Genomic DNA, 17,448 nt, shown 5'->3' on the forward strand with positions numbered 1-17,448 from the left:
GTCCCGCGCTGATGCCGCGCGCGACATTCAAGCGCATCCGTTGTGAACCTTGTGACGAACGGCGCGTTGAACGCAAAATGACATGCCGTCTTCGGGAGGCTCGATGCGACACGAATGGATGGATCTCGACGGAAGTCGCATCTTTTTCCGGGAAGCAGGCTCATCTGATGCGCCTGCCGTGCTCTTGCCACACGGCTATCCTTGCTCATCGTATGAATTCCGGAACCTGATGCCGCTTCTTGAAGATCGGTGGCGCCTGATCGCGCCTGACTTCCCTGGATGCGACTACAGCGACACGCCTGAATCTTTCGCATACGATTTTGACGGCTATGCGGATTTCCTTGCGCGGTTTGCTGACCGCCTCGGCCTCAAGCAATTCGCGCTCTACCTGCACGATTTCGGATCTCAGATCGGTCTTCGGCTCGCCATCAAGGCGCCGGAGAGGATGGCGGCGCTGATCATCCAGAACGGCGACATCTACGAGGACCAGTTAGGTCCTAAATACGCGCCACTAAATGAGTATTTCGCTCATCCGACACAGGAGAATCGCAGCAAGCTTGCAGCGGCGGTAAGTCGAGAGGGCTATCGCGACGAATTCCTGAACGATGTCGAACCCGAACAGGCCAGGACCATTCCTCCCGACTTGTGGGAGCTGCACTGGGCTTTGACGACTCCGCGCCGGAAGGAGATTGCGGTGCATGTGATTGCGGGCTTGAAGGACAATCTCGCCTGGTTTCCACGCTATCAGCGTTATCTGCGGGATCATCAACCGCCGACCCTGATCATATGGGGTCCGAAAGATGGCTTCATGCCCGAAGGCGCCGCGCGCGCCTATTTGCGCGACCTGCCGAACGCCGAACTGCATTTCCTTGATGGCGGTCACTGGCTGTTGGAGACGAATCTCAACGAAGTGGCCAACTTGATGAGAGACTTTCTTTCCCGGATTCAAGCTTAATCCATCGCATTCGCTCATCGTGACGGACTCGTGAAGGGCGGGTTACGTTTTCGTTGACCCGCCCTACGGCCGCCGTCAGCATTTCCATTTCCTGCGCATATGCTAGAAGCCGCTGCGCAGGAGGACGCGCCATGTTTCGTCTCGTAAACGACGCCCAGTTCTGGGACCGCGCTGCGCGCAAATATGCCACCGACCCGATTGCCGATATGGCGGGCTATGAGCGCACGCTCGAGCGCACCCGACATTACCTCAAGGGGGCCGAGACGGCATTCGAGTTCGGATGCGGAACGGGAACGACGGCGCTGAAGCTTGCGTCATCGGTCGGGCGCATCGTGGCGACCGACTTGTCCGGCGAAATGATCGCGATCGCGCGCGACAAGGCGAAGGCCGAAGGCTGCAGCAATGCCACGTTCGAGGTGGCGCGGCCCGAGGCGGCGCCGTGGCCGGACGGGACCTTCGATGTCGCGTTCGGCTTCAACGTTCTGCATCTGGTGGCGGAGCGCGAAGCAGCGTTGAAAGGTATCCATCGCCTGCTGCGGCCTGGCGGGCACTTCATTTCCAAGACGCCGTGCCTGAAGGAAATGAATTCGCTGCTGCGCGTCGCGCTGCCCTTGATGCAGCTCGTCGGCAAGGCGCCCTATGTGGCGTTTCTGTCGGCGGAGGATCTGGAACGCGAGATTTCGGCGGCAGGATTTGAAATCATCGAACGCGCCCGCCATGCCTCCCGCGGCAAGGATGCGCGGCCGTTCGTCGTGGCAAGGAAGTAGCGTCGATCGCCGCTTTGTATCCCCGCGTATCGCTTTCGCTCATGCGGGCTACAAATTCGCTGCGCCTTGCGAATTGATTTGCTTCGCGCAAACGCAATTGGAACGCGCGGCTGCGACGAACTGGCATGACGGGCAAATCACTTCTGATTTTCAGAAATCATGTCAAGCCGGGAAGCAAAAATATTCCGCTTTCACTCTCACCCAAATCAGTCGCATAACTCCGGCCGTCTCACGGCGGATGAGGGGCGCTTCGCGATCGTCACGAACGTGCGGTGAGATGCGATGGACGCTGATGTCACGACGACGTACGTGACGTGAGGCGTACGGCGAAGTCGTGTGGTTCGGGCGCCGCGGTGCTGGCGCTAAGTTGGCGGGAAGTATCCCGCCGACGACGGAGGCAAAAGAGCCGTTCTCCGGGAAGAGCACGAAGTAAGCCGTAAAGCCATCGCGCAGGGAAGGCCGGGCTGCTCCCGCTGTACCTGTATGCTCGTGTGCATCTCTTGCTATGCCAACGGCACACGAGACCTCGGGTGCAGCAAGCACCCGGTCTTCCCTGCGCCCTCTTGATTGGAGAGGGCGACGAAGAAGACACAAACCTCGGGCAAAACATGTCGCGAGATCGCGAAACTATATCCACGCCATTGCGAGCGAAGCGAAGCAATCCATTGTCACCTCATGCGTGGAAGGATGGATTGCTTCGCTGCACTCGCAATGACGCGGTGAGGTCCGTGCAGACGCGCAAAAACTAATACCGCGGCGTATTCCACTGCGGACAGCGATGCACGTAGTCCCAGGGAATGTCATAGACGCAGGTGTAGCGGAGGTCGTCTGACTGTTTGATTGGCGGCGGGGCCTCTACGACCACCGGTCGGTCGACGTCGCTCGGCAGACCGTAGAACACGCCGACGCCGCCAGGCCAGAAACCGCCTCGGTGATGGTGATGATGATGCCCCGAGTGGGGGAATGCCGGGAAAGCCGGACGCGTTGGCGCCGCGCCCGCACCGCGTGCCGCGCCCGGATCGGCCAAGGCTTCGCCTGCGGCAAGGACAAGCGCGACTGCGCCGAGAGATGCGATAAACGTCGTTCGATAGGTCATGGCACTCACCCATGAGAGGTTACTGGGCAGCATTCCCAAAACGCTAAGCTGGGCCTTTCGTGCCCGCAAAGACATAATTAATTATTGGTTAAGACGTAATCTTAACGGTGCGGCGTGAAAAAGCCGCCCGGGAACGATCGGGTGAAGGAGGAGGCTGCCAAGCATGTCCGATTCAGTGTTGAGGCGAGCGACTGGAGTCTTTACGACGCGATTGCAGGTGCTGGCCGGCTTGCTTGACGCCGCCGAGACGCAATGGCGCGAGAAGGCCGAGAGCCCCGAGGCCTTGCTGGCGGCCCGGCTCGCCGATGACATGTTTCCATTCCCGTACCAGATCGTCTTCACCTGCAACCAGCCCAATCAGTTCGCTGCCTGGTGCAGCGATGCGACAGCGCCGGAGACCGATCCGGCGACGCTGGATTTTCGCGGCTTGAAACGGCATGTGCAGGATACGGTCGCCTACGTCGCGGAGCGGACCGCCGGGATCGATGACCGCGTGCTCGACCGCGACAAGCGGATCGATCTGCCTGGCGGCAGGTTCATTTCATTCACCGGCCACCTCTATGTCGACGAGTGGCTGCTGCCCAATTTCTACTTCCATCTCGTCACCGCCTACGACATCCTGAGGCATCACGGCGTGCGGATCGGCAAGGCCAACTACATGGCACATCTTGCCGGGCGGGTGCGCACCGCGAAGGCGGGGTAGGGTGAGAGCGGGGCCGCAAGATCCGCGGGCGCAAAGCGTGAACACATGGCGTATGATCCCGCGACGACTCCACGGCCGGCCGATCCTTCCGAGTGCGGCGTGCTCGCGAAGCTTTGGTATGACGGCTGGCAGGATGCCCACGCCGCGATCCTGCCGGCAGAGCTGGCGCGGGCGCGCACGCGTGAGAGTTTCGCCGAACGGATGACCGGCGCGCTCGCCGATGTGCGGGTCATCGGGCCGCGAGGCGCGCCATCAGGCTTCGCGATGCTGAAGGGCGACGAGCTCTATCAGTTCTACGTCGCGTCGGAAGCGCGCGGCGCCGGGATAGCCGCCACTCTCATGGCAGACGCGGAAGCGCAACTATCGGAGCGCGGCGTCGGGACGGCGTGGCTCGCCTGCGCGATCGGCAACGTGCGCGCCGCCCGATTCTATGAGAAGTGCGGATGGTATCTCGCCAGAACGATGGTCAACCGCCTCGACACCGTCGATGGTCCCTTCGATCTGGAGATTTGGCGCTATGAGAAACGTCTGGCGCACCGGTGAGGGCGCGTTTGGAGGTCGGACTAGTCGGCCTGCGCACACACAGCCCGAACTCTCAAGGATTCCATCCCCCGCTGCCGTATTCGCGGGTGATGATTTCAAGAAGATGCCCGTTCTGCTCCTTGAAGTAGAAACCACGTCCGCCGTCGTGGTGGTTAATCTTTCCGGCCTGGGTCTGTCCAGGGTCGGCCCAGTAGGGAAGCTGCCGTTCCCGCACCCGGCCGAAGATCGCGTCGAACTCGGCCTCGCTGGTCAGAAACGCATAGTGCTGCGGAGCAATGTCGCCGTCGACATCCATGTAGTCGAGGTTGGCGCCGTTTTCGGTGGTGACCATGTAAAACGGCCCCCATCGCCGCGGAGCCGGCAGACCGAGCATCTCGGCGAGGAATGTTGCCGATGCCTTGCGGTCGTGGGTCGACAGGATTGTGTGATTGAAGTGGATGGCCATTGCGCTCTCCCGGGCTGGAACAGCTTCGTCGCTCCGTTAACTGGACCGCAGGTTGTATCGTTCCACGAGCAACGACTGGGCGCAGATTCTCGCAAGGATTCGCGCAAATTACCCCCTGTGAAGCCATGACGCTCCCTCAAGCGGGAAAAATGACGGCCCCTTGCTGCGCTGCCTCCTGCTCGCAAAAAAGTGAGGCGGCTCGCGCCTCGGCCTGTAGCTTTCGGCCCGTCCCATTCGTCTTGGACCCAGAGAACGTCAAACTGGAGGTCAAGGAATGGAAAACGCACGCTATCGCTGGGTCATCGTCGCGGCCGGCGGCTTGCTCGGCTGTGTCGCGATCGGTGGCATGTTCTCGCTGCCGGTGTTTTTGCAGCCGATCGCGCGCGATACCGGCTGGTCGGTGACCGGCATATCCAGCGCCATGACCGTCGGTTTCCTCGCGATGGCCTTCACCAGCATGATCTGGGGTACCTTGTCCGACCGGCTCGGGCCGCTGCCGGTGGTGCTGACCGGCTCGGTCGTGCTGGCGGCGAGCCTCGGGCTCGCCAGCGTCGCGACATCGCTGGTCGTATTTCAGTTCGTGTTCGGGCTGATGGTCGGCGGCGCCGCGGCTGCGATCTTCGCGCCGATGATGGCGACCGTCACCGGCTGGTTCGATACCCATCGCAGCCTGGCGGTGTCGCTGGTCTCCGCCGGCATGGGCATGGCGCCCATGACCATGTCGCCGCTCGCCGCATGGCTGGTCTCGAACCATGACTGGCGGACCTCGATGCAGATCGTGGCCCTTGTTGTCGCCGCGATCATGATCCCGGTCTCGCTTCTGGTGCGCCGCGCGCCAGCGCTCGAAAGCAAGGCCGCCGCGCCGACCAGCGCTTCGGCAGAGCCGGAGATGTCGCTCGCGCAAGCGCTGCGCTCGCCGCAATTCATCATCCTGCTGCTGACGAATTTCTTCTGCTGCGCGACGCACTCGGGCCCGATCATCCACACCGTGAGCTATGCCATCAGTTGCGGAATCCCGATGATCGCCGCCGTCACCATCTACAGCATCGAGGGTCTGGCGGGGATGGGCGGCCGCATCGCCTTCGGCCTGCTCGGCGACCGCTTCGGCGCCAAGCGCGTGCTTGTCTTCGGTTTGCTGGCGCAGGCGTTCGGCGCGCTCGGTTATGTTTTCGTGAGCGAGCTCGCCGCGTTCTACGCCGTCGCGGCATTGTTCGGCTTCCTCTATGCCGGCACCATGCCGCTCTACGCCGTTCTGGTGCGCGAAAACTTTCCGCTGCGGATGATGGGCACCGTGATCGGCGGCACGGCGATGGCCGGCAGCCTGGGCATGGCGACGGGGCCGCTCGCCGGCGGTCTGATCTACGACACCTTTGCGAGCTACGCCTGGCTCTATGTCGGCTCGTGGATCATGGGCCTCGGCGCGTTCCTGATCATGATGACGTTCCGGCCGGTGATGGCGGTGCGGCCTGCGCCGGTGCCGGCGTGAGTCTCGCTGTCATTGCCTGCGACAAACGCGGAGCGTTTGCGCAAGGGAGCGAAGCGATGAAGCAATCCATGTCTCCGAGAGCGCACTCAGCCGAACGTAAAGCTGTAGGCGCTGAGACCGGCCTTGGCCGCTTTCAGCCGTAACACGTGCTCGCCACCGGGGCCACTGTAGATGGAATAAAGCCGGCTTCCATCGACCGTGACCGGCGGCTGCGGCGTTCCGTCGACGGTCACGGACAATGTTTGCGGCGACAGGCTGCCAGCGACCAGATTGACCTTGGGTGCATTGAAGCGGAGTAGGATTTCGTCGCCGTCGGCCGAAGAGGTGGCGCGATCGTCCGTCACGTTCCAGAGGCCGGAGAGGGCGAACCGGTTCGGCGGCACATTGTCCGGCAGCGTATAGGTCCGTTCGCCGCCCGCAGCGCCTTGCGTCTCGACGATGGCGCCATCGTTCTTCTCCGAACCGAGATACATCTCGGGTGTTGCAACGGCGCTCAAGTCCGGATCGCGCATTGGTGCGACGGGTGCGCGATCGCCGACAAGGCGCGCGATCGCATTTTCCATCTGCTGGTAGCCGCCTTCACCAAACTGCGTCGCGACGATCGTGCCGGACCTGTCGATCAGATACGCGGCCGGCCAGTACTGATTTCCGAAGGCGCGCCAGGTGCGGTACTGATTGTCCTGTGCCACTGGATAATGGATGCCCAGCCGCTTGATGGCGGTCTCGACATTCGCACGTTCCTTCTCGAAGGCGAATTCGGGCGTGTGCACGCCGACCACGACAAGGCCTTTGTCCTTGTATTGCTCATGCCATTTGGTGACGTACGGCAACGTACGCAGGCAGTTGATGCAGGAGTAGGTCCAGAACTGAACCAGCACGACCTTGCCACGGAGGCCTTCCGTCGTCAGCGGCGGCGAATTCAGCCAGGCGGAAATCCCGGAGAACTCCGGCGCAGGCCGGGAGTCCTGCCGCGTCGTTTCCTGGCTGAGCGGTGCTGATGGACCAAACTGCGCGATGGCAAGAACGGCGACGATCACAAGAACGATCAGGCTAAGAAGCTTGCGCATAGTCATAATCCCAGTTGAAGGTTCGGATAAAGCTCCGAAAACCAGACAGCGACGATGCTGTCGTATTGCGTGTAGAAGGCGAACGCGACGAGGAGCACCGCCGCACCAAATGTTCGCTGCAAGGCGAGGGTGTAGGGCGCAAGCTTCCGCACTTGCGTGGTCGCGTATTGTCCGCCATAGGCGATCAGCAGGATCGGAATGCCGGCGCCGACTGCGTATGTGACGAGCAGCAGCGCGGCGTGTGCCAGGTTCTCCGATGTCGCGATCAGTGTGAGAATCGAGCCGAGCACCGGCCCGGCGCACGGCGTCCAGAGCACGCCGAGCGCCAGTCCAATAACGAGGCCGCCTGCATTGCCTGATCCGGCACGCGAGACGACGCTGTCGGCGAAAGAAAGCAGGCCGCTCAACCTTGCCATCAGCCACTCGTATGGCTGCGGCCACAGCAACAGAACGCCAAAGCTGCCGAGCAGGATGACGGAGATCTTCCGCAAGGTGTCGTGCGACAAGCCAAGCACGGTCGAGAACGAGCCGAACAGGATCGCAAAACCGGAAAACGTCAGGACGAAACCAGCCACAAGGAAGAGCGGTCGCCGCCGGTCTTGCTGGCCAATGGAGGCGCCCAGCAAGACCGGCAGCAACGGCAGGATGCAGGGCGCTGCCACCGTCAGCAAGCCGGCCGCAAATGCCAACGCAATCTCAATCATCTCGGACTCTCCTCGTGGGCCGCGGCTATCACTTCACCAGCGTGAGGAGCGGCTTGCCCTTTTCGACGATGTAGGTGGCGAGCTCGCTCCCGGTGACGCTGCCGGGATTCCTGGCCGAATGGACCGTTCCGGCAGGAATGAAGAGCACGTCGCCGGCCTTCAGCGTGACGGGCGGCTTGTCCTCGATCTGATATTCGAGCTGGCCTTCGAGAACATAAATCACCTCTTCGCCGGGATGCGTGTGCTTGCCAAACGCCACCCCGGGGGCAAGGTCAACCTTGACCTGGATGGCCTCACGTCCGGGCGCGCTGAGATCGTGCCGCTGCAGATCGGTTCGCGTGACCCCATTCTTCTGCGCCTGCGCGCCAAACGGCGCCAGAACGGCTCCAGCGACAAGCGCCGCCATCGCCATGAATTGCATTTTCTTCACTGTGGTCATGTTCAGCTCCTTGGTTTGAGGTCAGTCACCGGCGAACTCGCCGCCAATGACGATGACAGCTTCCCTTGCTCATGCGGCCTGCTGCTGGCCGTGCTGTTCGTTGACGATGTAGTCGGCGTACCAGTCCGGCCAGTTTTCATCGTGCTTGCCGCCGTTCCGCTTTTCGTATTCGCCATGGGCGGCGGCTGCCCGGCGAAATGCGGCGGCGAGATCGGCCGACGAGGTGAATGAGGTTGCGTTGCCGTCGATGCGTCCGGGCAATCGCGCGGTGACTTCCTGCAGCAACCAGCCATTGCCGTCGGGATCGCTGAACGAGGCATACGAACGGTAGCTGCCGCGTTCCGGATCCGGGCCGCTCAGCCGGACCCGGCCGAACAGATACGGCTCGTCCGAGCCAACGTGCACGTCACCGGCGGCGTGAAACGCTTCACTGATCGCGACGCCGCGGCCGAGCAATTCGCTGCGAGCGGCCTCGATGTCGGAGACGACCAGGTACAGGCCCTGCGCGGAGCCGGGCGCGGCAGAGGTGACGTTCTTGCCGAAGATCACCGAGGCGTTGGAGCCGGGCGGGGTGAACTGGATCACGCGGTAGTCGTCGGGGCCGACGAAATCTGCGTCGAGCCGCCAGCCGAGCTTCGCGTAGAATTGCTTCGCGCGTTCGACGTCGGAGACGGGGATAACGACGATTTCGAGCTTCAGGTCGACGGCCGGCGCTTTCGAGGTTTGGTTTGCAGTGGTGGTCATGGCGTTCTCCTTTGGTTAGATCGTGTACGATATATTCGTGTGCGTGCTATAAATGCCTGAACCGGCCGACTGTCAACCCTTCCGATTTAATCGGATACGATATATATGGGTGCGAGACTTCACATGTTCGTGTCGGAAAGGATGACCCCATGAAGCCCAATGATGCGCCTGGATCCGGCCCAAAGTCCGGTTCCAGGGACAATTCCCGAGACAATTCAAAGTCTACTGCGAAGCCGAAATCGCCCGGGGGTGACCGGCGCCTCGGCGACTTCCTGTGCTTTGCGGTCTATTCGGCCAACCTGGCATTCGGGCGGGCCTACAAGAAGGGCCTGGACGAACTCGGCCTGACCTACCCGCAATGGATCGCGATCGTGGCGCTATGGGAGCAGGACGGCCAGACCGTGAGCGAACTCGGGGCGAAGATGTTTTTGGAATCCAACACGTTGACCCCGATCCTGAAAAAGCTCGAGGCGGCGGGCTATTTGCGCCGGCAGCGCGATCCGGCGGACGAACGGCAGGTGCGCATCAGCCTGACCGAATCTGGCCGGCGGTTGCGCGAAAAGGGCATGCACATGAACCTGGTGAGCGCGACCGGATTGAAGCCCGACGAGTTCGCGCGGTTGCAGGAAAACGTCGTCACGCTTCGCGACAATCTGATCAGGGCTACGGCAGAGTAGGCATGACAACGCGCTCGATCGGCGCTTCGATATGATCGAACGGCGGCGAGTGAAGGAGAACGTGCGATGAATGTTGCGTCACATGAGACTTCGCTTCGCGGACGTATCGCCGTCGTGGCAGGCGCGACGCGTGGCGCTGGACGTGGCATTGCGGCAGCGCTCGGCGAGGCCGGCGCGACGGTCATCTGCACGGGGCGCAGCAGCGCCCGCGCGGATGCACCAACGCGGTCGGACTATGACCGGCCGGAGACGATCGAGGAGACCGCCGAACTCGTGACCAGCCTCGGCGGCAAAGGCATCGCTATTCCCGTCGACCATCTCGAACCGGCGCAGGTCGCGGCGCTGGCTGAGCGTATCCGTGCCGAGCATGGCCGCATCGATGTGCTCGTCAACGACATCTGGGGCGCCGAAGTGCTGAAGGGCGGACCGCCGCAGTGGAATACGCCGATCTGGAAGCTCGACTTGCAGAAGGGCTTGCGAATTCTGCGGCTCGGCATCGAGACGCATCTGGTCACCTCGCATTACCTGCTGCCGCTGCTGGTCGCGCAGCCGGGAGGCCTGCTGGTGGAAGTCACCGACGGCACTGCCGATTACAACGCAACGCATTATCGCATCTCGGTGTTTTACGATCTCGTCAAGCAGAGTGTAAACCGGCTTGCATATTCGCAAGGTCACGAACTCGCGCCCCACGGCGCAACAGCGGTAGCGGTCACGCCCGGATGGCTGCGCTCCGAAATGATGCTGCAAAATTTCGGCGTCACTGAAACGAATTGGCGCGAGGCGCTGACGGAGCGGGGAGGCGGCAAGCACCAGGCGCCGCCGGATTTCGCGCTGTCGGAATCGCCGCGCTATGTCGGCCGCGCCGTGGCGGCGCTGGCTGGCGATCCCGATCGGTCGAGGCGGAATCAGAAGTCAGTCAGCTCCGGCGAGCTCGCACGCCACTACGGCTTTACGGATATTGACGGCTCGCGGCCCGACATCTGGCGCTACACGGCCGAGGTACGGGAAGGCGGCAAGGTGGCGGACCTCAGCGACTACCGTTAGGGTTGCATGCCATCGAGTACGAATGAAAGCAGCCTGATGTCCGTTCACAACAACTCCAGTCACCCCCTCGACCACCCGATCTGGACCGCACTGACGACCACGCAGCAGGCGTTGGCCGAAGGTGACGCCCGCGCGCGGCGTTATCCAACGGCCATCACGCCATTCGCCGACATGCCGGATCTGTCAGCCGAAAACTTTGCAGCGCTCGCGGCCATGATGTCGCCAGCGGACATCGCGGTGCTGTTCACGCCGGAAGCCGTGAAACCGCCCGCAGAATTCAAGGTCGTGCTGGCTGATACCGGCGAGCAGATGATCGGGACGATCCTTGAAACGCCGGCCAACGGCGTCGACATCGTCACCCTCGGCGTCGACGACGTTCCGGCGATGATCGAGCTGACCGCGCTCACCAAGCCGGGCCCGTTCAGCACCCGGACCCATGAGCTCGGCACCTTCCTCGGCATCCGCGTCGACGGGCAACTCGTGGCGATGATCGGCGAGCGGATGAAGCCCGCGCAATATACCGAGATCACTGCCGTCTGCGTGCATCCGTCCCATCGCGGCCGCGGCTACGGGCAGATGCTGCTATCCGCCATCTCCCGCCACATTGTATCGCGCGGCGAAATTCCCTTCCTGCACGTGTTCACCCACAATCACTCCGCCATCGCGCTCTACCGGCGGCAGGGGATGGAAATCCGCCGCCGCCTGCACGTGACGGTGTTGAAGAAAGCGGATGGATAGTTCGCGATGAAGGCCTCGACCGCTGCCATCCTCACGCGTTGCGCGTGCCGTTCGGGCCGCGATCGGGACCCGGATCCTGGCCGGCGGCCGCCAGCGTCAGCCTGCCAATATAATGCGCCCATCCCTTGGCGTGGCTTGCCTGATGCGTCGCGCTGGGAAGGCCGCTATGGGTCATGCGCAGCAACGTGCCACCATCGTGCTCGATCAGGTCGATCTCGATCAGGCCTGATCCCGGCGGGACCTCATCATTGCCTTCCCAGCCAAAGCTGTAGGCGAGGCGATGTACCGGCACGACCTCGCGGAACGTGCCGCGCGCGGTGGCGCTGCCCACGCCCTTCAGGAGATACAGCCCACCGGGATGCATCTCCGTCACGGCCTCGCTACCCATCCATTGCACGATCTTCTCGGGGTCGGTCAGGAAGGCGAACACGCTGGCGCGCGGCGCGGCGATCTGGGTCTCGCGCTGGACCACAAATGATTCTGGCATCGAAAACCTCGTTGCTCATCGGCATGACGGATCGTGCAACCCGCACGAGAACATATGCCGGCGCGGGGATTTACCAAGTGCCGATGATGACGATCGATTGTTCTTGCCGGATGATCGGCCAATGCAGCTGAGCTCGACGCTGACATGGCTGGTCGATGCCGCCAGCGCTTCGCCGGGTGCCGAGCGGTTCCTCAGCGAGCTCGGCACGCGCCTGATCGCGGACGGCGTGCCGCTTGCCGGCGGGGCGCTGACGCTTGCCGTGCCGCATCCGATCATCGCGCGCCGTACATGGCTGTGGCGGGCCGCGAACGGAGAGGTGATCGAGGCGGTGGGATTTGCGCCGGCGGGATTGGGAGGGGCAGGGCGTTCATCCGGCGATGCGGGGCGGAGCTGGTTGGCGGGGCTCGCGGACGGCGCGGTGCATGAAGACAGCGTCGGCGCGAGAGAGGCCGGGCCGCTGCTTGGCTGGATCGGACCGCGCCGCTTCAAGGAAGCGGAAGCCAATCGATTGCGCGAGGCCGCCCGCTTTGCCGCAGCGCCACTCGCCGCGCTCTCGGCGCGCGCAACGCTGTCAGCCGCGCTCGAGGCTTATCTCGGCCGGCGCAGCGCTGCGCGCGTGCTGGCGGGCCCGCTGCGGCGCGAAGTCGGCGAAACCATTCGGGCGGTGTTGCTCTTTGCCGACCTGCGCAGCTTCACCGCGCTGTCCGAGGCGGAGCCTGCAACTTCCGTCATCGAAGCGCTGGGCTCCTGGTTCGACTGCATCGCCGGCTCGGTTCACGCCTTCGGCGGCGAGGTGCTGAAATTCATCGGCGACGGCGTGCTCGCGATCTTCCCTGTCGGCGAGAGACCGCGCGACGCCTGCGACGCGGCCGTACGCGCCGTCGCTTCCGCCAAGGCCGGCATGGCGCATCTCGACGTCGAGCGGAAAGGGCAAGGGCTGCCCTCGCTGTCGTTCGGCGTCGCGCTGCATCTTGGTGAAATTCTGTGGGGTAATGTCGGTGCGGCTGACCGGTTGGATTTCACCGCGATCGGGCCCGCGGTGAATCTGGTCAGCCGACTCGAAGGGCTTTGCCGCCCGCTCGGCCGGACAGTTCTGATCGCAAGTGCGGTTGCGGCCGAAACCACGGCGACCCTGGTTCCGCTGGGAACACATGTGCTGCGCGGCATTGAAGCGCCCTGCGTCGTTTACACCGTGCCGGATGGCTAAAACCGGATCACGAAAACGTTAAACCGAACGGTTGACTGTTTATCTCGTGCAGCTATATTAAACCGTATGGTTGAGCAAAATCTTGACGCCGTTTTTCATGCCCTCGCGGATCCCACGCGGCGGGCGATGCTTGGACAATTGGCCGAACGCGAACGCACGATCGGGGAACTGGCGACGCCGTTCCACATGAGCTTCGCCGGCGCCTCGAAACATGTGCGGGTGCTGGAGAATGCCGGCCTCGTGAAACGCACGATCCGCGGCCGTACCCATCTGTGCCGCCTCGAAGCTGCCCGGCTCGCGGAAGCCGATGCGTGGCTCAGGCGCTACGAGCGTTTCTGGAGCGACAATCTCGACCGATTGGAAGCGCTGTTGCGGGCAGAAGACGGGGCGAAGGCCAGGAAGTGAAGGAGAGACCGATGAATTCAACGACGAAGCCCGAAGCCTATGGCGAATTGCCCGAGCCCAGGACGCTGAAAATCCAGCGGCTCTTGCCCGGGCCGATCGAGCGCATCTGGGCCTATCTCACCGACAGCGAACTGCGCCGCAAATGGCTGGCCGCAGGCGATATGGATGCGAAGGTCGGCGCGCCCCTCGAGCTCGTCTGGCGCAACGACGAGTTGACGGACCCGCCCGGCGAGCGCCCGGCCGGCTTCGGCGGCGGCGAGCATCGAATGCAGAGCCGGATTACCGAATTCGATCCGCCGCGAAAATTGTCGATCACCTGGAACAGCACCGGTGATGTCACGTTCGAACTGGAGCCGAAAGGCAAGGGCGTGCTGCTCACGATCGTCCATCGGCGCTTCCCCGACCGCGCCACGCTGCTCAAGCACATGGCCGGCTGGCACATGCATCTCGATGTCCTGGTCGCCCGTGCAAGCGGTGAAGAGCCGGCGCCGTTCTGGGACGGTTGGAGCGGCCTCATGAAGGAATACGACGCCCGTCTGCCGGCCTGATGCCGCAAATCGCACCACTCAAGCAACGAGCATCACAACAAACAGGAGGTTAGACATGCAGATTCACACCGTTTCGGCGCAGGAATGGGAAGCGGCACGCCAGCAATTGCTCGCGAAGGAAAAAGAAGTGACCCACGCCCGTGACGCGCTCGCCGCCGAGCGAAGGCGGATGCCGTGGCTCGCGGTGGAGAAGGAGTACAAGTTCGAGGGCCCCAACGGTGAGGCGAGCTTGCGTGACTTGTTCGAAGGCCGCCATCAACTGATCGTCTACCGGGCGTTCTACGAACCCGGTGTGTTCGGCTGGCCCGAACATGCGTGCCGCGGATGCTCGATGGTGGCCGACCAAGTCGCGCATGTCGCCCATCTCAACGCCCGCGACACCACGCTCGTGTTCGCCTCGCGCGCGCCGCAGGCGGATATCGCGCGGCTGAAGAAGCGAATGGGATGGGAGATGATTCCCTGGGTTACCGTCACCGACAGCTTCGATGCTGACTTCGGCGTGGACGAGTGGCACGGCACCAACGTGTTCTTCCGCAACGGCGACAAGATCTACCGCACCTACTTCATCAACAACCGCGGCGACGAGCAGATGGGAGGCACCTGGAACTACCTCGACATCACGCCGCTCGGTCGCCAGGAGGTGTGGGAGGATTCGCCGGAAGGTTATCCTCAGACTCCGACCTACAAATGGTGGAATTGGCACGACAGCTACGTTGAGGGCGCTGCGCCCGACAAGAGGTGGGTCGAGGTGTCGGATGCCGGAGAGGCCGCGTTCCGGAAGCAGAGCGCGAGTACAAAGACATGAGCCAATCCTGCTCCGGCGGGTCCGGCGGCGGCGCGCCCCGCCGGAACGAGGCTGCGCGGCAGGCGGCCAATGCGCTCTATCTCGCGGCCGCGCCGACCTTCGCGGCAATGGCGCTACTGACGGGCGTGCTGGGCGGCGGATCACCGGATGCGTTGTGTTCGACCGCGAGCGCGTCATCTCTTGATGGAATGGTCCCGATGTATTTGCTGATGAGTGCCTTCCACCTTGCGCCGTGGCTGAAGCTTATGTCCAGCCGCACGCGGATGTCGCAGAACGGCGTAAGCCGGGCATGAGACGCGCCGCGGCGCATTGGAAGGGATCGTGGTCCACCCGTGTTGTTTTATCGAAGGAGAAAGAACTTGAGCGACGCCTATACCGGCGGATGCGCCTGCGGTGCGATCCGATATGAAATCTCTGCCGAGCCGATTGAGATGAACGACTGCCAGTGTCGCCAATGCCAGCGCAAGAGCGGCACCGGCCATGGCTCCTATTTGACATTCCCACGACCAGCCGTGAAGGCCGACGGCGAGGCAAAACATTGGGACGTGGTCGGTGACGGCGGAACGGTCAAGTCCCGCGCCTTCTGCCCGACATGCGGCTCACCGGTCTATCTGACATTCCCCGGCATTCCCGAGATCTTCATCGTCCACGCAGGAAGCCTCGACGATCCCAGCCGATACAAGCCGCAAAAAGTGCTCTGGACTGCCGCCGGCCATCGATGGGACCATCTCGATCCGGCCGCCACGAAATTCGACAAGATGCCGCCGGGGTAACACGCGATGAGCGCAAAGATTTAAACATGGATGGACTTGTGGTTCGGCTGCGCGACGCCAATCTTAGCGGACAGTATCTGTTACCAACGAACGCGTGATGCCGGAAGTCAGGTTAATTCAATCCATCGAGCGCGCGGCCGCGATCCTCGAAATCATCGCCCAGGAAGGCGGCGCCGCGCGGCTGCAGCTTATTGCCGAGCAGGCGAAGCTCGGCAAGACGACCGCGCACAATCTCCTGAAAACGCTGGACGAGCTTGGTTACGTGCACCGCCGCGTCGGCGATGCGCGCTATCATCTCGGCGGCCGCATTCTGAATCTGGCGCGGATTGCGGGAGACGATGGCGCGCTTCGCAGCCGCCTGCGCCCGGCGCTTGAAGCCATCGCAAGGCGTACAGGAGAGATGGCCTATCTGGCGGTTCCGAGCGGTGACGAAGTCTATTATCTCAATGCGATTGAATCGTCTCACGCATTGAAGGCCGGTGCATGTCCCATCGGTGTGCGCGAGCGGCTGGAGGGATCGGCGGTAGGCCTTGTGTTCCTTGCCTTCATGCCCGGGCTCGGCAAGCGCGTGCTCGCCAGCCGTACCGACGCGCTCGGTCCGATTTTATCCGAGATCAAGGCGGTGGCGACGCGCGGCTTCGCGCTCGATCTCGAGAATTACCGGCGCGGTCTCCATTGCGTTGCCATTCCCTGGCGTGAGGGTGGCGAGGTTCGGGCGAGCGTCGGGCTAAGCGGGCCGGCCGAACGCCTGTCACCGCAGGCGTTGACGGACATGGCTTGGACGATGATGAAGGAAGTCGAGCGTGCCTGAGTTCAGCATTGCTGAACATTTGGCGTTTTCAGATTTCGATCGTTCGCATTTGTAGAATTTGCCCACCATGTTGGGGCCAGCGCGCCGCGCCGTGCGTTTTCGCGAGGCCTCAACAGGAGCAACGTCTTGAGCAAAGTTCTAATCGTCCATGCCCATCCGGAACCGAAATCACTCACCACCGCTCTAAAGAATCTGGCGGTCGAAACGCTCACCGGGCAGGGCCACGCGGTGCAAGTCTCCGATCTCTATGCTGCCAACTGGAAGGCGGTCGCCGATCGCGGAGATTTTTTCGAGCAGGCGCAACCCGACCGCCTCAGCTATGTCGCGGAGTCGCGTCATGCCTTCGCTACCGGCACTCAAACTCCGGATGTCGAGGCGGAGCAGCAGAAGCTCCTGTGGGCCGACGCGGTTCTCCTGAGTTTTCCGATGTGGTGGTTCGGCATGCCGGCCATCCTGAAGGGCTGGGTCGACCGCGTCTTCGCCTACGGCTTTGCGTATGGCGTCGGTGCCCATGGCGGCGAAAGATGGGGCGATCGGTACGGGGAAGGTACTCTAAGCGGGCGTTGCGCAATGTTGTCAGTGACGATCGGCGGCCGCGCGCCGCACTATGGCGAGCGCGGCGTGAATGGGCGGCTCGACGACCTGCTGTGGCCGATACAGCATGGCATGCTCTTCTATCCGGGCATGGAGATCATGCCGCCCTTCGCCGTCTATCAGAGCGACAGGCTGACCGACGCCGAGTGGCCCGCCATCGCCGAGGCCTATAAGCGCCGTATCGTGGGCCTCTTCAGCGACCGGCCAATCGCATACAGCACCCAGAATGGCGGACATTATGACGGTCAGCAGGTTTTGAAGCCCGGTCTGGGCGCCGGCGCGAGCGGCACGCGCATCCACCTCGTTCAGCCAGGTGACCCAACGGAGATTCTTTATAACGCCAACCCTGCGGCGCGAGAAATGGAGACTGGTTCGATCCCATGAGGAAAGCTCGCTGATGGATCGGCTCG

Annotated in this window: 23 protein-coding genes; 16 read left to right on the top strand and 7 right to left on the bottom strand. The window is 62.8% G+C overall.

What is annotated here, in order from left to right:
* The first annotated feature begins 103 nt into the window (after nucleotides 1-103).
* Together ACH79_RS29855 and ACH79_RS29860 are read left to right on the top strand one after the other, a co-directional pair.
* A complete protein-coding gene (locus ACH79_RS29855) occupies nucleotides 104-955 on the top strand; it encodes an alpha/beta fold hydrolase (protein ID WP_371419296.1) in 852 nt (283 codons plus the stop codon).
* Nucleotides 956-1,086: 131 nt separating this feature from the next.
* Nucleotides 1,087-1,722, top strand: a complete 636-nt coding sequence (locus tag ACH79_RS29860) for a class I SAM-dependent methyltransferase (protein WP_161854128.1) — start codon at nucleotides 1,087-1,089, stop codon at nucleotides 1,720-1,722.
* A 745-nt stretch (nucleotides 1,723-2,467) separates the two neighbouring features.
* Here the strand turns inward: ACH79_RS29860 and ACH79_RS29865 are convergent.
* A complete protein-coding gene (locus tag ACH79_RS29865; protein WP_161854129.1) occupies nucleotides 2,468-2,818 on the bottom strand; it encodes a hypothetical protein in 351 nt (116 codons plus the stop codon).
* Between the two features lie 163 nt (nucleotides 2,819-2,981).
* On the opposite strand from ACH79_RS29865, the gene ACH79_RS29870 reads away from it, so the two are divergent.
* Both ACH79_RS29870 and ACH79_RS29875 read left to right on the top strand, forming a co-directional pair.
* Nucleotides 2,982-3,521 carry a DUF1993 domain-containing protein gene (locus tag ACH79_RS29870; RefSeq protein ID WP_161854130.1) on the top strand — a complete coding sequence of 180 codons (540 nt, stop codon included), beginning with the start codon at nucleotides 2,982-2,984 and terminating at the stop codon, nucleotides 3,519-3,521.
* Nucleotides 3,522-3,620: 99 nt separating this feature from the next.
* Nucleotides 3,621-4,064: a GNAT family N-acetyltransferase gene (locus tag ACH79_RS29875; protein WP_246738194.1), complete on the top strand. Its 444-nt coding sequence runs from the start codon at nucleotides 3,621-3,623 to the stop codon at nucleotides 4,062-4,064.
* A 52-nt stretch (nucleotides 4,065-4,116) separates the two neighbouring features.
* On the opposite strand, the gene ACH79_RS29880 is transcribed toward ACH79_RS29875, so the two are convergent.
* Nucleotides 4,117-4,509, bottom strand: a complete 393-nt coding sequence (locus ACH79_RS29880; RefSeq protein ID WP_161854132.1) for a VOC family protein — start codon at nucleotides 4,507-4,509, stop codon at nucleotides 4,117-4,119.
* Nucleotides 4,510-4,783: 274 nt separating this feature from the next.
* Here ACH79_RS29880 and ACH79_RS29885 point away from each other — a divergent pair, with 274 nt between their 5' ends.
* Entirely contained in the window at nucleotides 4,784-5,995 is a 1,212-nt protein-coding gene (locus tag ACH79_RS29885; RefSeq protein WP_161854133.1) for an MFS transporter, read from the top strand.
* A gap of 86 nt (nucleotides 5,996-6,081) precedes the next feature.
* Here the strand turns inward: ACH79_RS29885 and ACH79_RS29890 are convergent, their stop codons facing one another.
* The 4 genes from ACH79_RS29890 to ACH79_RS29905 all read right to left on the bottom strand — a co-directional run bounded on the left by ACH79_RS29890 (nucleotide 6,082) and on the right by ACH79_RS29905 (nucleotide 8,949).
* Nucleotides 6,082-7,062: a thioredoxin family protein gene (locus ACH79_RS29890; RefSeq protein WP_161854134.1), complete on the bottom strand. Its 981-nt coding sequence runs from the start codon at nucleotides 7,060-7,062 to the stop codon at nucleotides 6,082-6,084.
* 2 nt (nucleotides 7,063-7,064) lie between these two features.
* Nucleotides 7,065-7,766, bottom strand: coding sequence for a cytochrome c biogenesis CcdA family protein (locus ACH79_RS29895; RefSeq protein ID WP_161854135.1), 702 nt, complete (start codon nucleotides 7,764-7,766; stop codon nucleotides 7,065-7,067).
* 28 nt (nucleotides 7,767-7,794) lie between these two features.
* The gene (locus tag ACH79_RS29900) at nucleotides 7,795-8,196 is read right to left on the bottom strand and encodes a cupin domain-containing protein (protein WP_202639340.1); all 402 of its coding nucleotides are present in this window, start codon (nucleotides 8,194-8,196) and stop codon (nucleotides 7,795-7,797) included.
* A gap of 78 nt (nucleotides 8,197-8,274) precedes the next feature.
* Nucleotides 8,275-8,949, bottom strand: a complete 675-nt coding sequence (locus tag ACH79_RS29905; protein ID WP_161854137.1) for a VOC family protein — start codon at nucleotides 8,947-8,949, stop codon at nucleotides 8,275-8,277.
* 149 nt (nucleotides 8,950-9,098) lie between these two features.
* On the opposite strand from ACH79_RS29905, the gene ACH79_RS29910 reads away from it, so the two are divergent.
* The 3 genes from ACH79_RS29910 to ACH79_RS29920 all read left to right on the top strand — a co-directional run bounded on the left by ACH79_RS29910 (nucleotide 9,099) and on the right by ACH79_RS29920 (nucleotide 11,408).
* The gene (locus ACH79_RS29910) at nucleotides 9,099-9,626 is read left to right on the top strand and encodes a MarR family winged helix-turn-helix transcriptional regulator (RefSeq protein WP_161854138.1); all 528 of its coding nucleotides are present in this window, start codon (nucleotides 9,099-9,101) and stop codon (nucleotides 9,624-9,626) included.
* A gap of 66 nt (nucleotides 9,627-9,692) precedes the next feature.
* The gene (locus ACH79_RS29915) at nucleotides 9,693-10,670 is read left to right on the top strand and encodes an SDR family oxidoreductase (protein ID WP_161854139.1); all 978 of its coding nucleotides are present in this window, start codon (nucleotides 9,693-9,695) and stop codon (nucleotides 10,668-10,670) included.
* A gap of 36 nt (nucleotides 10,671-10,706) precedes the next feature.
* Nucleotides 10,707-11,408 carry a GNAT family N-acetyltransferase gene (locus ACH79_RS29920; RefSeq protein ID WP_161854140.1) on the top strand — a complete coding sequence of 234 codons (702 nt, stop codon included), beginning with the start codon at nucleotides 10,707-10,709 and terminating at the stop codon, nucleotides 11,406-11,408.
* Between the two features lie 31 nt (nucleotides 11,409-11,439).
* On the opposite strand, the gene ACH79_RS29925 is transcribed toward ACH79_RS29920, so the two are convergent.
* Nucleotides 11,440-11,895, bottom strand: coding sequence for an SRPBCC family protein (locus ACH79_RS29925; RefSeq protein WP_161854141.1), 456 nt, complete (start codon nucleotides 11,893-11,895; stop codon nucleotides 11,440-11,442).
* Between the two features lie 121 nt (nucleotides 11,896-12,016).
* On the opposite strand from ACH79_RS29925, the gene ACH79_RS29930 reads away from it, so the two are divergent.
* The 8 genes from ACH79_RS29930 (at nucleotide 12,017) to ACH79_RS29965 (ending at nucleotide 17,422) form a co-directional block, all read left to right on the top strand.
* Nucleotides 12,017-13,102 carry an adenylate/guanylate cyclase domain-containing protein gene (locus tag ACH79_RS29930; RefSeq protein ID WP_161854142.1) on the top strand — a complete coding sequence of 362 codons (1,086 nt, stop codon included), beginning with the start codon at nucleotides 12,017-12,019 and terminating at the stop codon, nucleotides 13,100-13,102.
* A gap of 66 nt (nucleotides 13,103-13,168) precedes the next feature.
* Complete coding sequence (locus tag ACH79_RS29935) at nucleotides 13,169-13,507, top strand: helix-turn-helix transcriptional regulator (protein WP_161854143.1); 339 nt, start codon at nucleotides 13,169-13,171, stop codon at nucleotides 13,505-13,507.
* Between the two features lie 11 nt (nucleotides 13,508-13,518).
* A complete protein-coding gene (locus tag ACH79_RS29940; protein ID WP_161854144.1) occupies nucleotides 13,519-14,055 on the top strand; it encodes an SRPBCC family protein in 537 nt (178 codons plus the stop codon).
* Nucleotides 14,056-14,110: 55 nt separating this feature from the next.
* On the top strand, nucleotides 14,111-14,860 hold the full coding sequence (locus ACH79_RS29945; RefSeq protein ID WP_161854145.1) for a DUF899 family protein: 750 nt from the start codon (nucleotides 14,111-14,113) through the stop codon (nucleotides 14,858-14,860).
* Nucleotides 14,857-15,153 (top strand): hypothetical protein, encoded by a 297-nt coding sequence (locus tag ACH79_RS29950; RefSeq protein ID WP_161854146.1) that lies wholly within the window; start codon nucleotides 14,857-14,859, stop codon nucleotides 15,151-15,153. Before ACH79_RS29945 ends, ACH79_RS29950 begins: the two co-directional genes overlap by 4 nt.
* A gap of 66 nt (nucleotides 15,154-15,219) precedes the next feature.
* Nucleotides 15,220-15,633 carry a GFA family protein gene (locus ACH79_RS29955; protein WP_161854147.1) on the top strand — a complete coding sequence of 138 codons (414 nt, stop codon included), beginning with the start codon at nucleotides 15,220-15,222 and terminating at the stop codon, nucleotides 15,631-15,633.
* A 97-nt stretch (nucleotides 15,634-15,730) separates the two neighbouring features.
* Nucleotides 15,731-16,444: an IclR family transcriptional regulator gene (locus ACH79_RS29960; protein ID WP_161854148.1), complete on the top strand. Its 714-nt coding sequence runs from the start codon at nucleotides 15,731-15,733 to the stop codon at nucleotides 16,442-16,444.
* Nucleotides 16,445-16,570: 126 nt separating this feature from the next.
* Nucleotides 16,571-17,422: an NAD(P)H-dependent oxidoreductase gene (locus ACH79_RS29965; RefSeq protein ID WP_161854149.1), complete on the top strand. Its 852-nt coding sequence runs from the start codon at nucleotides 16,571-16,573 to the stop codon at nucleotides 17,420-17,422.
* Nucleotides 17,423-17,448 lie beyond the last annotated feature (26 nt).

The organism is Bradyrhizobium sp. CCBAU 051011, assembly GCF_009930815.1.
Taxonomy (GTDB): Bacteria; Pseudomonadota; Alphaproteobacteria; order Rhizobiales; family Xanthobacteraceae; genus Bradyrhizobium.

Coding starts and splice junctions, on each gene's coding strand:
- ACH79_RS29855 (WP_371419296.1), top strand. CDS start 104: ATGCGACACGAATGGATGGATCTCGACGGAAGTCGCATCTTTTTCCGG.
- ACH79_RS29860 (WP_161854128.1), top strand. CDS start 1,087: ATGTTTCGTCTCGTAAACGACGCCCAGTTCTGGGACCGCGCTGCGCGC.
- ACH79_RS29865 (WP_161854129.1), bottom strand. CDS start 2,818: ATGACCTATCGAACGACGTTTATCGCATCTCTCGGCGCAGTCGCGCTT.
- ACH79_RS29870 (WP_161854130.1), top strand. CDS start 2,982: ATGTCCGATTCAGTGTTGAGGCGAGCGACTGGAGTCTTTACGACGCGA.
- ACH79_RS29880 (WP_161854132.1), bottom strand. CDS start 4,509: ATGGCCATCCACTTCAATCACACAATCCTGTCGACCCACGACCGCAAG.
- ACH79_RS29885 (WP_161854133.1), top strand. CDS start 4,784: ATGGAAAACGCACGCTATCGCTGGGTCATCGTCGCGGCCGGCGGCTTG.
- ACH79_RS29890 (WP_161854134.1), bottom strand. CDS start 7,062: ATGCGCAAGCTTCTTAGCCTGATCGTTCTTGTGATCGTCGCCGTTCTT.
- ACH79_RS29895 (WP_161854135.1), bottom strand. CDS start 7,766: ATGATTGAGATTGCGTTGGCATTTGCGGCCGGCTTGCTGACGGTGGCA.
- ACH79_RS29905 (WP_161854137.1), bottom strand. CDS start 8,949: ATGACCACCACTGCAAACCAAACCTCGAAAGCGCCGGCCGTCGACCTG.
- ACH79_RS29910 (WP_161854138.1), top strand. CDS start 9,099: ATGAAGCCCAATGATGCGCCTGGATCCGGCCCAAAGTCCGGTTCCAGG.
- ACH79_RS29915 (WP_161854139.1), top strand. CDS start 9,693: ATGAATGTTGCGTCACATGAGACTTCGCTTCGCGGACGTATCGCCGTC.
- ACH79_RS29920 (WP_161854140.1), top strand. CDS start 10,707: ATGTCCGTTCACAACAACTCCAGTCACCCCCTCGACCACCCGATCTGG.
- ACH79_RS29925 (WP_161854141.1), bottom strand. CDS start 11,895: ATGCCAGAATCATTTGTGGTCCAGCGCGAGACCCAGATCGCCGCGCCG.
- ACH79_RS29930 (WP_161854142.1), top strand. CDS start 12,017: ATGCAGCTGAGCTCGACGCTGACATGGCTGGTCGATGCCGCCAGCGCT.
- ACH79_RS29935 (WP_161854143.1), top strand. CDS start 13,169: ATGGTTGAGCAAAATCTTGACGCCGTTTTTCATGCCCTCGCGGATCCC.
- ACH79_RS29940 (WP_161854144.1), top strand. CDS start 13,519: ATGAATTCAACGACGAAGCCCGAAGCCTATGGCGAATTGCCCGAGCCC.
- ACH79_RS29945 (WP_161854145.1), top strand. CDS start 14,111: ATGCAGATTCACACCGTTTCGGCGCAGGAATGGGAAGCGGCACGCCAG.
- ACH79_RS29950 (WP_161854146.1), top strand. CDS start 14,857: ATGAGCCAATCCTGCTCCGGCGGGTCCGGCGGCGGCGCGCCCCGCCGG.
- ACH79_RS29960 (WP_161854148.1), top strand. CDS start 15,731: ATGCCGGAAGTCAGGTTAATTCAATCCATCGAGCGCGCGGCCGCGATC.